Below are 14,402 nucleotides of genomic sequence, written 5' to 3'. Positions count from 1 at the left end.
AAGTAAATATTATATTAAATGATATTGAGAATCAGTCAATTTAACTTTTTTGAAATTTGACGACAGATAGTTTATCAGTGTATTATGATTTCAAATAACTAATTGACAAAATGCGAGTATTAATATTTACTGTTTTACTGTTTTCAGTAGGCTGCATGCACACTATCTATAATCACGGAGTTCCTGGCATTAATGTTGAACTGTGGAGCAAAATAAAAGTAGGTGATGGTAGAGAAAAAGTGGTTCATACTTTAGGATTGCCAACATTAGTATCAAAGTTCGACGAAAATGTTTGGTACTATGTCTCATATAAAATTAAACAAGCTAACTTCTTGGGAAAAAGGAAGTACAGTAGTAAGTCTCTGCAAATTTCGTTTAATCAGAATGACGAAGTTACAGATATAAGAGAAATCAACGTTGCAGAAAGGTCTTTAGCTGTTGTTGATTGAAAATTTGCTGATCTATTTTTCATCACAAGTAACTAATTTAGGTAACGTAAATTCACCTATTTAGAATAAAATCTAACGTGACTTCGCGCCAAATGTGATGATGCTCAGCAGGTAAGCCAATTAACGGGCTACATTTATACACTGCACGCATTGCATTATCTGCTGCTGATCTAAAAAGAGGATTATTTTGATAAGAACTACTATCTGCTACGTTGGCTACAACGATCTCGCCTTTACTGGATAATAATAAGTTAATTTTTATACTAAAATTTTCTTTATAAACTATGCCCTCAGGAATGCTCCAACACTCTGTCAGTTTATCCCTTATAGAATTAATAATTTCTGTTACAGCCAATTCATCATCTTTGTTCTCAATATTTTTCTTATCTCTTATTTCATTTTTCACCTCTTTGATGTCTTCTCTTAGTTTTCTTTCTACACCCTTTTTTCTTTTGGGAATTGGAATACCCTCATCAATTTCCTGTATTTCAATAATTTGCCTCGGTTGTACTAACTCAACTAATTCTTTTTTTCTTTGTGGTATAGGAATAACTGATGAATCATTCGTTTGGGCTTTCATTGAAAAAAGCAAAAAACAACATAGAGACAAAAGAAGAATATAATTAAAATAGAGAGGGCGCATATGTTAAGCAGCTTGTTTTACTGGTTTAAAGCTAATATTGCACATAAAGTCAATATATTTCAGTTGACTTAAACTAAAATTTGCTACACTAATTTTATTATCTCTATAATATCATATGATCAATATACTCTAAATGAGATGGAAAGATGAAGGTGTTATTATAGCTGTTAAAAAATACGGTGATAAAAATTTAATTCTTTCTCTATTTACAAAAAATCATGGAAAGTGCAGAGGATTAACTAGGTTAACAAACAATAGCAATTATAAGTTTCAAATAAGTAATCTATTACATGCAGAATGGAGTGCTAAGCTACCTGAAAATCTAGGTTTTTTAAAGTGCGAATTGATTGAATCTCCATTTCATCATTTCTTTCAAGATAGGTTAAAAAGCATTGCTATTGTTTCTTTCTCGTCTATATTAGAAAAAGTGCTTCCAGAAAGTGAATCCTGCATCAAGTTGTATGATAATTTTAGACACTTCATCGATGTAATAAAACACAATAGCCAGTTTTGGCAAAGTCATTACCTTAACTTAGAGCTTCTGCTTCTTACGCAACTTGGATTTAAGTTAGACCTATCAAAATGTTCTGTAACAGGTGTGAAAGAAAATCTACAATTTATTTCTCCAAAAACTGGTAGAGCAGTGTCAAAAAAAGTAGGTGACTGTTATGCAGATAAATTACTACCTTTTCCACAGATGTTGCATGATGTATACAATAACAACCTACAAAATAGCTACTCATATCAAGAATTCAGACTAGGGTTAAAAATTACAGGGTATTTTTTAAATAAATATCTATTTCTGCAGTTAAATGCGAAATTTCCGGAGTTGAGAAATTTTATGCTATCATTTGAATCTTAGTTACTACTTATTTAAAAGAACTTCAACCAGTAACCACTCTATTTCTACCACTGTTTTTTGCTTTATATAAATATTTGTCAGCACGTACTATAAATTTTTTAACATCATCAAGGTCAGATCTTTGCATTGCTGAAATTCCAATGCTCACAGTTACATTATGGGTTGTATTTTTATCCACAAGTATAAAAGGTTCTTTGGCAATAATTTTCCTTATTCTCTCTGCAATAGTATACGCATCTGATACATTGGTATCTGGCATTACAACAACAAATTCCTCACCACCAAACCTAGCTAATAAATCTGTCACTCTGATATTTTCAGAAATTCTTTTCTGTATTTCCTTTAAAAATTCATCTCCAGCATTATGCCCAAAGTTATCATTCACCATCTTAAAATAATCTATATCAAGTATCATAAGAGATAAACTTCTATCTTTTTCCACAGAATCCTTAACAATATTTCTTAAGTGTGCATCAAAATATCTTCTATTATAACAGTTAGTTAATGGATCCTTTATAGACATTTCCACATTATTAAATAAATTCATTCTCAAGGCATCTTGATACCTTTTGCGTTTCACTTGCAAATTAACCCTAGCTATTAATTCACTCTCATCTAAAGGTACTGTTAAATAATCATTAGCACCTACATCAAGTGCCTTTACTAAATTGCTTTTATCATAATCTTCAGAAAGGATCAGAATTGGTGTATAACGTGTTTCTACTTTACTACGAAACTTAGAACACAACCGTAGGCCGTCAGTTTTTGAAAACTGCATGTCAGAAATAATCAGGTCGTAATTATCCTTAATACCAATCTTTAATGCTTCTTTTGGATCGTGCAGTATTTTAATTGATCTGAAGCGTTGCTTTAAAACATTGTGTATCTGCTCTGCTTGAAAGGTGTCCTCATCTACAACAAGTATGTTAGCATCAAAAATCTGATTAGAATAATCCATAATACTGCTTTCTGCTACTCCACCAATCTCAGCATTAGTTTCTCCTCTCAAGCACAACTCATCTATTATCATCTTTAAGCGCACAAGAGACTTAATTCTTGCAGATAAAGCAGTTTCATCTATCGGCTTAGTTAGAAAGTCATCCGCACCAGCATTAATTCCTTCCACCCTATCATGAGTGTCATGCAGCGCAGTTACCATAATTATTGGAATATAAGTCGTTAAGGGATCATTCTTTAGCTTCTTACAAACCTCAAAACCACTCATTTTTGGCATCATGACATCAAGTAAGATAATATCTGGCTGCTGTTCCGCTACTAAATCTATCGCCTCCTCGCCATCATAAGCTACAATAACTGTATAGTACTCTGCTTTTAGCTGAGCCTCCAAAAGCTTAACATTAGATGGTATATCATCTACTACTAGGATTTTTGCTGTCATTTTTTGTACTATCTAAATTGTAAGTAGGATAAAGCTTGCCATCTTCACCAATTATGTAATTGACTTTTTCAACGTTATGCTCTTCATATAATTCTTTAATTCCGGTATCCTTCAACAATTTCCTAACTCTTGATTTTACAACCCAGAAATACCTATATATATTTTTAATAAGATTAAGAAATACAGGTACTTTACTTTTATCAAGAACAATTATACTCACTAAAGCTACAACTAAAACTTCTGACAGACCTATATTAAACATTTTTCCTATGAAGCAAGTATTTTAACTCTTCTGATTATGAGTATTAATTTACTTAAATCAAGTTTATAAGCGACCATCTCATCTAAAAAGCTATTGTAGCGCTCTATATAATCCTTATCATTAATAGCCCAAGTTTGAACCTTGTCTACATGATTATCAGTAGCTTTTATAACTTTAACAGCTAGCTTATGTTGATAATTGCTTAAATCATCTAATAAATCATTAATTAAGCTGCGATCCCAATAGGAAGAATGGCTTTTCATCTTGCCAGCAACTGTTCTAATCATATCAAATCTTAGCAGCGACTTTAATTCAAAGTATATTCTACCAGCCTCAAGGATGGACAAAGATGTCTGCTCAGCAACAGATATAACGTCCAGCGCATAAATAAGAATACGTAGATCAGCAACCCTTTTTGCTAGATCTTTATTTATGTTAAGCTCTAACAAAGAAGCTAATCCATGATTATAGACCTCTAATAGGTGCTCATCTAAAATATCATGGCCTAAAGTTTCAATTGCACCCCTAAATTTTGTAACACCATCTAGTTCTACAAGATTAAGCTTACCAAGATTTTTTACTAACCAAAATGATACCCTACCAATAAATTTTTGCACACTTCTCACTACTTGCAAATATGAATCAACATCAATTTTTCCATCCAATTCATCAATTTTCTGCCAAAGGCTACTTAAATTATATAGGTGATTAACAACGATATATATGTTAACTGCTTCATGTACTTTAATTCCAGTACTCTCAACCAAATTATTAATAAATATACAGCCCATCCTATTTACTACATCGTTTGTAATGCAAGTAGAAATAATTTCCCTACAAAGTTGGTGTTTCAATATGGAATCCTTGAACTCTGTTACCATCCTTTGTGGAAAGTAATTTAGTAAGTAATCACGGCACAAAAAATCTTTTTCAGGTAGCTCAGAGTGTATAACTTCATTTTTTATTGCTGTTCTTGCATAAGATATCAGAACAGAAAGCTGAGGAGAACAGAAACCTTCTCCATCAGTTAACATTCTTGCTACCTCTTCTTCAGCTGGAAGAAATTCTACATCTCGGTTTAGCAGCCAAAATTTCTCTAAACTGAGTAATAATTTATGGTGCTGCTCCAACTTTTCTTTAGCTTGCAAGCACTCAAGAAGCAATGCTTTTGTTTCAATCCTGTTATGGTTTTCAAGTACCTTAGATGCAACTTCATCTATCATGCTAGCCAGTATTTCATTCCTTTTTTCCAAGGAAATTCCCCCTTCTTTCATAATTGCAACAAAAGCAATCTTGATGTTAACTTCAAGATCGGAACATATTACTCCTGCTGAATTATCAACAAAATCTGCATTGATGTACCCACCTCTCTTAGCATACTCTACCCTTCCAAGCTGCGTGCAACCAAGATTGCCACCCTCTATAAACATAGAAGCTCTAATATCCTCACCATTCACTCTTAACTCATCGTTTGCTTTATCACCAACCATGCCATGGCTTTCACTCTTTGCCTTAACAAATGTGCCAATTCCTCCATTCCATATGAAGTCCACTTTTGCCTTGAGCAGATACCGAATCAAATCATTTGGAGATAAGATATCTTCCACTATATCAAAGCACTTTTTCATTTCTTGAGAAATGTCTACTTGCTTGCTGCTACGCTCAAATACCCCACCACCATAAGAAATCAAATCTTTATTGTAATCCATCCAAGTGGAAAACGGTAATTCAAAGAGGCGTTTACGCTCTGCGAAACTTTTTTCTGCGTCAGGGTTTGGATCAACAAAAATATGCATATGGTTAAATGCACCAATCAAGCGCATATTTTTTGAAAGCAGCATACCGTTTCCAAACAGATCGCCAGCCATATCTCCAATTCCAATAACAGTTGCATCTTGGTAAATATCCTTATTCATTCTCCAAAAATGCCGCTCTGCTGCAATCCATGCACCTCTTGCTGTAATACCCATTTTTTTGTGGTCATAACCTGCTGATCCACCAGATGCAAATGCATCTCCAAGCCAAAAATTACATTCATAAGCTATTTGGTTAGCATAATCAGAAAATGAAGCAGTGCCTTTATCTGCCGCAACTACCAAATATGGATCATCTTCGTCATACCTAATTACATTCTCTGGTGGAATTATTTTGCCATCAACTACATTATCAGTAATATCAAGCATTCCTCTAATGAAATTCTTGTAGCATTCAACACCTTTCTCCCTTAAAGTGTTTTTGTCTTTATAAACTGGCTTTATTACAAACCCACCTTTTGCACCAACAGGTACAATAACTGCATTTTTTGTCATCTGGGCTTTCATGAGGCCCAAAACTTCAGTGCGAAAATCTTCCGTCCTATCTGACCATCTCAAGCCGCCACGGGCCAATTTCCCTCCTCTTAGATGTATTCCTTCAAAAAGGTTTGAATAAACATACAATTCACGATATGGACGCGGATCAGGTAAATCATTTATCTTACTTGAATCAAATTTTATAGATAAGTAAGGTTTATCATCCTGATAATAACTGGTCCTCAAAATGGCCATCATCAAATTAAATATCGAACGTAAAACATAATCATGTGAAGCATTGCTGATTTCCTTTAGAAGCTCCTCGATTTTTTCTGTCAAAATGCTAGTAGTTTCTACCCTGTCGATATCTATTTCAGGATCAAGTCTTGCATGAAACAATTCTATTAAATACTTTACTACTTTTGGATATTCTGATACTATTTTTTGTATATATTCTGGGTTATAGTTAAATGATGTCTGCTTTAGGTAGGCGCTTAGCGCTCTAATCAGAAGCACTTCCTTCCACTCGAGCCCAGCAATAATGATCAAACTGTTAAAATAGTCATTTTTTATTTCCTTGCTGAACACTTTGACAAGTGTTATCTCAAACTGCTCTTTTAAAGTAATGTTGTCTATTAATTCATCGACTCTTGACAACACAAAATGATGTATCCATATTCCACCGTTGATTTCTATATAATAACCATTATGAGATAGAATCTTAGCTCCTAAATTCTTAGTAACCTTTAATATCTTTGACAATTCAAGGCCTCCGTTGCTTGGAGTGTAAACCTTCAATTGATAGTTGAGATTGTCACGAGTAAGCCTCAAATCAACTTCGCTGACTTTTTTCTTTCTCACTATCTCCAATTTTTTCATATCATAATACGCATCATGAGGTTCAAAATTCTCTTGATAACTTATCGGAAATGCCTTGCAATAGCGGATAAATATATCCTCAACAGTGCTAAAAGTATTATATAAATTGTCTATAAAACGATCTTCCCACTTTTCTGTAATGTTTCCTAATTTGTTTTCGATACGCAAAACTTCATCATCAAAAACGCTAGAGCTTTTGGTTCTTAGCACCACGTGTAATTTCATCAAATCATATTCATTGATGATGTGGTTGTTGTAAATATCTGAACTTTCTGCATTCGTTTCATCTTTCAATATATCGCGTATCTTAAACATTAGTCTTGCACTAGCATAACGCATCGGTATCAATACTATGCAACTAATAAAGTTCCCTACCTTTCTCAAAAATAATTTGACTCTTGGTCTAATTGCAAGAGACATGATCGAGGTGCAAATTTCAAATAACTCGTCTTCATTTGATTGGAATAATTCGTCACAAGAAAATGCCTGTAAAATGGAAATTAAAGCTTTATTGTTATGGCCACCAGGAACAAATCCTGCCTTTTTTTCTATTGTTGTAACCTTATCCTTTATTACCGGAATAGTTCGAATATCTTGCACTTCTGCTATAGAAGTAAATAGCCCAAAAAAATGCTGTTCCCTTATTACATCACCCTGATCATTAAATTCTTTCACTCCTATACAATTCATATAGGTACGCCGATGAACTATTGAGATTAGGTCTGATCTTAGTATGTATAAAGAATTCAAGCTTTCAGAAGAAATTGATGAATTTTGGTACTCTTCACTTGCTCTCATTAACCCGAGGCTCTCCTTACCACTTAGAGCAAGCTTCCCTTCTTTATTAGTAATGTATTCTTGATAACCTAAAAATACAAAATTGTTATTTTTCAACCAAGCTAGAAAATCTCTGCCTCCAGCATCCAATGCCGGATGCTCAAGAAGCTTCTTGAGCATCAATTGCCAGTCCTTTACAACGCAGTTAACTGCTTTTAGCGTCTTTCGTAGAGATTCTTCTAGTGTATCAACAAAGCTACCGCTTATGCCTTTAATAATTACATATATTACTGACTCTTTGATTCCATTACTTTCTTCCAAAAGATGAATTTTATCTATTAGGCTATTTTTTCTTTGAACATTAATTATGCTGTTACTATAATAGCATATAGTTAAACCGTTTGACTTAATAGTGGAAATGACAGAATCCACTAAAAAGGGCATGTCATAATTTGTGATTTTAATTATAGTGAAATTGCCTTCTATTCCTGAAATATCATTTACATTACTTACTGCCAATTTACTTTCTTCTTTTTCTTTTTTAAGAATGAAGTTGTATGCATCTTCTGCAATGTATAAAAGAAATTTATCGTTGACTTTTAGGTCACTATTATAAACAAAATTATAAAAGTACTGTATAAACTCTTTAATTTTTTCTTTCTCTTTTTTATTCCCTTGATCAACTAGCTTAAATAAAGACTCAACATTAACATTATGATTTATACACATTTTTCAAAACAAAAATACACAGCGAATCTAGATCTTTTTAACTAAGATTTCGTTACCAGAAGTATACACTATTAGCTCATCTCCTTCTACTATTTCCCCCGATAAAACTAACTTAGCTAGATTATTTTGAATGCATTCTTGTATTACCCTTTTCAGAGGCCGCGCTCCATATTCAGGGTCATATCCAGTTTGTGCTATTAGTTCTTTAGCTTCTTGCGATAAACTAATACTCAGTTTACGCTTAGCAAGCATCTTTTGTAAATAAGAGAATTGAACATCTATAATTTTATCAATGTCATCTTTGGTTAAGCTGTGGAATATAATAATTTCATCCAGTCTATTTAAAAATTCTGGACGAAATGCTGACTTAACTATTTTCATCACCTCATCTTTCACAGATTCGGTAGCTCCTCTTAGCATCATCTCAGCTCCAAGGTTAGAAGTTAAAATTAGTATGGTATTACGAAAATCAATTAATTTGCCATGGCTATCGGTTAGTCTACCTTCATCCAAAATCTGCAGTAGTATATTAAATATATCTGGATTTGCCTTTTCTATCTCATCAAACAAAATTACCTGATATGGTCTTCTCCTTACTGCTTCGGTTAATCTGCCACCTTGTTCATAACCAACATATCCTGGAGGCGCACCAATTAACTTTGAAACGGAGTGTTTTTCCATATACTCTGACATATCAAAGCGTAGAAGTGCTGATTGATCATCAAACAAAAATTCGGCAAGAGATTTTGCTAACTCTGTTTTTCCAACTCCGGTTGGACCTAAGAATAAAAATGAACCAAAAGGTCGATTAGTATCCTGAACACCAGAACGGGAGCGCCTTACTGCATTACTTATCGCTTTAATTGCATCTCTCTGCCCTATTACTCTTTTTCCTATTTCATTTTCCATGTTAAGGAGCTTTTCCTTTTCACTATGCATCATGTTATCAACTGGAATGCCTGTCCATTTTGAAACAATATTTGCAATATCACTCTCAGTAACTTCTTTCTTTAGGAAACTATCAGTAACTTTTTCCTGATTTTTTAACTCATTTTCAAGTTGAGGAATCACACCATACATCAACTCCCCTGCCCTTCCTAAATTTCCATTACGCTGAGCCAGTTCCAACTCTTTTCTCGAGTTATCCAATTTTTCAGCTGTTTCTTGTATTTTAGCTATCTTATTCTTTTCCATCTGCCATTTACTGCTTAAGTCAGCAAATTTACTGTTTAGACTCTCAATTTCCTCATTTATCTTTTTTAAACGTTGCTTAGAGTTTTCATCACTTTCTTTTTTCAAAGCCTCTGACTCAATTTTCAGCTGTATAATCTTTCTTTCAAGCTCATCAACAACCTCAGGCTTGCTGTCCATTTCAATTCTAACCCTACTTGCTGCTTCATCAATTAAATCGATCGCTTTATCAGGTAAAAACCTATCTGTTATATATCTATTAGAAAGCGTTGCAGCAGCGATTATTGCACCATCTGTGATTCTAATACCATGGTGCACCTCATACCTCTCCTTCAAACCCCTCAGTATTGAAATAGTATCAGTCTCAGTCGGTTGAGAAATAAACACAGGCTGAAAACGCCTTGCAAGCGCAGGGTCTTTCTCTATATGTTGACGATACTCATCCAAAGTTGTAGCCCCTATACAGCGAATTTCTCCACGCGCAAGAGCAGGCTTGAGCAAATTTGAAGCATCCATCGCACCACTTGTCGCTCCTGCTCCCACTAAAGTATGAAGCTCATCTATAAACAAAATAACTTTTCCCTCTGCTTTTGAAATCTCATTAATCACTGCTTTTAGTCTCTCTTCAAACTCCCCTCTAAATTTTGTTCCAGCAATTAATGCACCAAGATCCAAAGCTAAAACTTTTGCATCACGCAAACCAAGTGGTACATCATTTGCAACAATTCTGTTTGCTAAACCTTCAACTATTGCAGTTTTTCCAACACCAGGTTCACCTATCAGTACTGGATTATTTTTTGTTCGCCTCAACGATACCTGCATAGTTCTTCTGATTTCCTCATCACGACCAATTACAGGATCAAGCTTACCTTGCATAGCAAGCTCTGTAATATCTTTTGTATACCTCTTTGCCGCATTTAATTTTTCCTCGCTATTTGGAGAGTCTGCACTGCCACCTTTTCTCATTTCTGCAATAACTGAATTTAATTTTTGCGGTGTTACACCACCTTCTGCTAAAATTTTACCTACAATCTCATCTTTTTGTGCAGCAAGGCCCTGCAGTAACCGCTCAACAGTAACAAATGTGTCTTTATTTCTCCTCGCAATACCAATTGAATCATCAAAAACTTTTGCTACCTCTCTTGAAAGCTGAAGCCCACCACTACCTGGTCCTCCAACCACTGGAAACTTTTTAATTGCACTACTCACAGCATCAGAAATATTCTGAACATTTCCACCACAAGCGCCTATCAAATCCTGAACTAAACCTGACTCATCTTCAAGCATTACTTTAAGTAAATGTTCAGGCATAAAAATCTGATGCCCAGCTCCCAATGCTTTCATTTGAGCGCTCTGGATTAGGCTTTTTGCTTTTTCGGTAAATTTATTCAAGTCCATAATACAAATTTAACTCATACTTGCTGGTATATATAACAACTACTTTCTCAATTTTAAACTTAAAGTCATTTATCAATAAAAATTTTCTAAGTTCATACAAAAAAAGAAAAAGCAGATTCTCTACAAAAGAGAAAACTTATATTAAAATATTAATTTGTTTTAAAACTAAATTAATGTTAAGATATAAAGCATATAGCTTGATTTTTTTTATAAAAGAGCAATGGATATCAATGATTTTAACATAAAGAACTTAACAACAATTTCTATAGTACAAGAAATAAAGAATGGCGTTAGGCTTGTTCCAGACATAATCAAACCTGGAATACAGGGTATATTTTAGGTTCTGTCGCATCTATAAACCATAGGAAAGAAGATCATTAAAGTTGGGATTATAGGAGTTATGAAGCCATTAACATAGCAAAATTCTCAAAAGTAGAAACATTATTTTAATAATTTGTCTTTTTTTTAATCATACGAATATTTTCTATGCCTATGATGGTAATCTTTGCGGAATGGAAGCTTTTAAACCCAAGCATTGGCTTTATTAGTTTTTTGATAAATCTATCAACAATATTATTTAGATATTTTATTTGAAGAACTGTAATCTTCAGAAATTTCTGCATTCAAATCATCAAGAGCAGCAGTATTACTGCCGCTTTTATCAATTACAATTTTCTCAGGAAGATAGTTACTCCTGAAGGCTTTACGAAAGAATGCAAGTGCTGCAGACTTGTCTCTACTAACACACAAGTCTACAGTATATAAATAAACCCATTTACCGTTTAATTTAATGTAAGTCTCTCCAACTACTACCAACCTGCTTCTTTCTTTTCCTTACTGCCTCATCTATCAGTCGTGATAACCCACCTTTGTAACGTAGCATTTTGCTCCCCTTATACTCATCATTTCTTCCAAATCTCGATAGCTCAAAGAGAATCGACATTTCATGTATACAGATAACATCCTCTGAAAAGCTAAATCCTTTGAAATATGGCAACAATTTTTGATTGATACGAAACATCTTTGCTTTTTTTTTAGACAATTATATCATTCTTCTTTCTACTTCCCTACAAATGCGACAGAACCGAAAAACTTCCTCTTATGGCTGTAAAAATGTTATGATAAGAGCTAATTTTCATGAGTAGGGAAATACCAAAATATTACTATCTTCCATCTTTTCTCTTTTCAATTCGTGCAACCATTTCTTTTACACTTACATTCGTGGAAGGTAAATTTTTGCTGGCAAGATGGTTGATCGAAGATTTTTTATTCCCTACTGGAAATGAACAAGATTGTTTTCTCTTCACACTGATATCCGTTTGTGTTACTGAAGTAGTTTTGTTTTCAGCAGGCAACACGTTCTTTACTTGATTTCGCTCAAATCTTTCTTTTAATGACTTTACTTTACTACTCTCGCGAGTCACTTCTTTTTTCATAGCAACTACTAGTACTTTTGGTCCATCAGCTTTTTTTGCTGATTCTTTACCATCTTGATTTTCAGATTTTAGTGGTAGTATAGGGTTACTCTCAGCTGATTTTTCCACTACTATTTTTTGCTCTGTGCTTACTTTTTCGCCTAAATCTTTAGGCTTTGGTGGTACTGCAGGTTTATCTTTTTTCGGTTCTTGTCTAATTTTTTGATTGGCAGTAAACATTTTCTCTGGTACTGGTGGTACTCTTGGTGGTTTTGGTGGTGCAAGAGATTGAAGTTGTTGTTTCTTCCTATGTTCTCTTTTTGCTTCTATATGTTCTTTAGAGATTGTTGCATAAATCGGCTCCTCTTTAATTGATTGTAGATTACGCAAATCTTTTGTTAAAGATTTACTTTTTTCCTCTTGATAATTTGATATTTCTTCATACTCAGGATCTTCGTTTAATGAACCTCCATAACCTGAATCTTCTCGCTCATATAAGAGATTTTTCTTTTGCTGTCTATTTTCTAAATTTATTCCATATGACCTATATTTATCTTGACTTCTTTCTATTCGCTCTAAATCTGAAATTTTTTGAATAACATCTGTATATTCGATTGCTGTTCTAGCAGTTGAAGGAGGCAATTTATCTTTTATAAAATTACTTATATTCCTAATCGAAACATCTCTTCCTAATATTCTATTGAATATCCTAAAAATTAATGGCTTTTTATTTGCCTTCTTTACACAATTATTCAAGTCATCACGTATAACAAGCTTAGCTACATCTTCTGCCTTATCTGTAAAATCCTCTAAAGCATGAGACAGATCTGTTACTGCTTTATAACATTGTTTCTCTGGATTTCCTAGATTTATAGCTTTGATCAGAGAATCAAGATTTTTTTTATAATCCTCACTTTTAAATGGATCATTCATACTAATTGTAATATTTTACTAAAATATAGATCTAAAATATTAAGATCTAGTGAATACTACTTTTTTAATTCATATATAGCTATAGTCATACGGCGATAATGCGTAGCAGAATAACGATTTTGTCATTCTAGTGTCCGCTGGTACCCCTTATCTAGGTGTGTAAAAGTGAAATCTAGTTTCGCTATATAACACAGTCTCATACAAGTAGCTTCTCGATAATATTCTCACCTTCTTTTATCGAAGTCTGTAACTTATCATATGATCCTTGTTGTGTTTCGTTTAACTCTTCATAGCTTGGCATATCAAACTCTCCTATTAAAAATTACTTTAATTATGATATATTTAAATAATAAAACCAAGAATTTAACTAAGTATCACAAACACTTAAACAAGAAAGAAGAGAAGCTCAAGTATTCATCTACTTTGCTTTCTTTTCAATGTATCTACATATCAGAATAGACAGCTCATATAATACTAGCATTGGAATTGCAAGCCCTACTTGGCTTAGTACATCAGGTGGAGTTAAGATTGCAGCAATAATGAAAATTACCACTATCGCAATTCTGCGTTTATTTGACAAACTTTGTGCAGTGATTAGCCCTACTCTCACCATTAAGGTTAGTATGACTGGAATTTGAAATGCAGTACCAAACGCAAACATGAATTGAAGAACAAGGTCTAAATATTCACTAACTGATGGCATAAACTCTATTGGTATACCGAAAGATTTACCGCTATGTTCAAAAGCAATAAAAAATTTCCAGGCTAGGGGAAATATGTAGTAGTAAACTACAGCGGCTCCCGTTACAAACAAAACCGGTGTTGCAATTAAGTATGGCAATAACACTGCCCTTTCTCTTTTATATAAGCCAGGTGCTAGAAACATATAGAATTGCCATGCAAACACAGGAAAAGAAAACAACAGTGCACTCATTATTGCAACCCTGAGATATACAAAAAACGCTTCTGTTAAGTCTGTATAGATTAGAGAAAAATCATTGCTATCTTTTGTAACTTCTATTAAAGGTGCAAGTAAAAAGCGGTATATATTTTCTTTAAAGTAGTAACAAAACCCGAAGGTAACACAAAAAAATAGAAAGCAAAAAATAACCCTTTTTCTAAGTTCCGCAAAGTGCTCATAAAATGAAGCATATTTTTGTGAGTTTTCGTTCAT

9 protein-coding genes and 1 pseudogene are annotated in these 14,402 nt (G+C 33.6%); 2 read left to right on the top strand and 8 right to left on the bottom strand.

Annotated features, from left to right (window positions below; all coding sequences use genetic code 11):
* Positions 1–110 precede the first annotated feature (110 nt).
* Positions 111–449, top strand: a complete 339-nt coding sequence (locus ABWU45_RS04895; protein ID WP_353278041.1) for an outer membrane protein assembly factor BamE — start codon at positions 111–113, stop codon at positions 447–449.
* 52 nt (positions 450–501) lie between these two features.
* On the opposite strand, the gene ABWU45_RS04890 is transcribed toward ABWU45_RS04895, so the two are convergent.
* Positions 502–1,092 (bottom strand): hypothetical protein, encoded by a 591-nt coding sequence (locus ABWU45_RS04890; RefSeq protein ID WP_179943619.1) that lies wholly within the window; start codon positions 1,090–1,092, stop codon positions 502–504.
* Positions 1,093–1,225: 133 nt separating this feature from the next.
* Between ABWU45_RS04890 and recO the strand changes: the two genes are divergently transcribed.
* Positions 1,226–1,954, top strand: coding sequence for a DNA repair protein RecO (recO, locus tag ABWU45_RS04885; RefSeq protein WP_264683349.1), 729 nt, complete (start codon positions 1,226–1,228; stop codon positions 1,952–1,954).
* Between the two features lie 22 nt (positions 1,955–1,976).
* Here recO and ABWU45_RS04880 read toward each other — a convergent pair whose 3' ends face one another.
* The 7 genes and pseudogenes from ABWU45_RS04880 to tatC all read right to left on the bottom strand — a co-directional run bounded on the left by ABWU45_RS04880 (position 1,977) and on the right by tatC (position 14,402).
* Positions 1,977–3,353 (bottom strand): PleD family two-component system response regulator, encoded by a 1,377-nt coding sequence (locus ABWU45_RS04880; protein ID WP_353278039.1) that lies wholly within the window; start codon positions 3,351–3,353, stop codon positions 1,977–1,979.
* Positions 3,325–3,615 (bottom strand): hypothetical protein, encoded by a 291-nt coding sequence (locus ABWU45_RS04875; protein WP_264375303.1) that lies wholly within the window; start codon positions 3,613–3,615, stop codon positions 3,325–3,327. The genes ABWU45_RS04880 and ABWU45_RS04875 overlap by 29 nt, the downstream gene beginning before the upstream one ends.
* Positions 3,616–3,620: 5 nt before the next feature.
* The gene (locus ABWU45_RS04870) at positions 3,621–8,291 is read right to left on the bottom strand and encodes an NAD-glutamate dehydrogenase (RefSeq protein ID WP_353278037.1); all 4,671 of its coding nucleotides are present in this window, start codon (positions 8,289–8,291) and stop codon (positions 3,621–3,623) included.
* 27 nt (positions 8,292–8,318) lie between these two features.
* Entirely contained in the window at positions 8,319–10,880 is a 2,562-nt protein-coding gene (clpB, locus tag ABWU45_RS04865) for an ATP-dependent chaperone ClpB (RefSeq protein WP_353278035.1), read from the bottom strand.
* Positions 10,881–11,326: 446 nt separating this feature from the next.
* Positions 11,327–11,901, bottom strand: a pseudogene (locus ABWU45_RS04860) (IS6 family transposase).
* Positions 11,902–12,043: 142 nt separating this feature from the next.
* Positions 12,044–13,228, bottom strand: coding sequence for a hypothetical protein (locus tag ABWU45_RS04855; protein WP_353278033.1), 1,185 nt, complete (start codon positions 13,226–13,228; stop codon positions 12,044–12,046).
* Positions 13,229–13,646: 418 nt separating this feature from the next.
* Complete coding sequence (gene tatC / locus ABWU45_RS04850; RefSeq protein WP_264683340.1) at positions 13,647–14,402, bottom strand: twin-arginine translocase subunit TatC; 756 nt, start codon at positions 14,400–14,402, stop codon at positions 13,647–13,649.

The organism is Wolbachia endosymbiont (group B) of Longitarsus flavicornis (assembly GCF_964028135.1).
Taxonomy (GTDB): Bacteria; Pseudomonadota; Alphaproteobacteria; order Rickettsiales; family Anaplasmataceae; genus Wolbachia.
Note: the sequence above shows the minus strand (reverse complement) of the source record. Positions and strands in the feature narration are given on the sequence as shown.

Bases quoted from the DNA above. Each gene is read 5' to 3' on its own strand.
- ABWU45_RS04870 (WP_353278037.1), bottom strand. From the start codon at position 8,291: ATGTGTATAAATCATAATGTTAATGTTGAGTCTTTATTTAAGCTAGTT.
- tatC (WP_264683340.1), bottom strand. From the start codon at position 14,402: ATGAACGAAAACTCACAAAAATATGCTTCATTTTATGAGCACTTTGCG.
- ABWU45_RS04880 (WP_353278039.1), bottom strand. From the start codon at position 3,353: ATGACAGCAAAAATCCTAGTAGTAGATGATATACCATCTAATGTTAAG.
- recO (WP_264683349.1), top strand. From the start codon at position 1,226: ATGAGATGGAAAGATGAAGGTGTTATTATAGCTGTTAAAAAATACGGT.
- ABWU45_RS04890 (WP_179943619.1), bottom strand. From the start codon at position 1,092: ATGCGCCCTCTCTATTTTAATTATATTCTTCTTTTGTCTCTATGTTGT.
- ABWU45_RS04855 (WP_353278033.1), bottom strand. From the start codon at position 13,228: ATGAATGATCCATTTAAAAGTGAGGATTATAAAAAAAATCTTGATTCT.
- ABWU45_RS04895 (WP_353278041.1), top strand. From the start codon at position 111: ATGCGAGTATTAATATTTACTGTTTTACTGTTTTCAGTAGGCTGCATG.
- ABWU45_RS04875 (WP_264375303.1), bottom strand. From the start codon at position 3,615: ATGTTTAATATAGGTCTGTCAGAAGTTTTAGTTGTAGCTTTAGTGAGT.
- clpB (WP_353278035.1), bottom strand. From the start codon at position 10,880: ATGGACTTGAATAAATTTACCGAAAAAGCAAAAAGCCTAATCCAGAGC.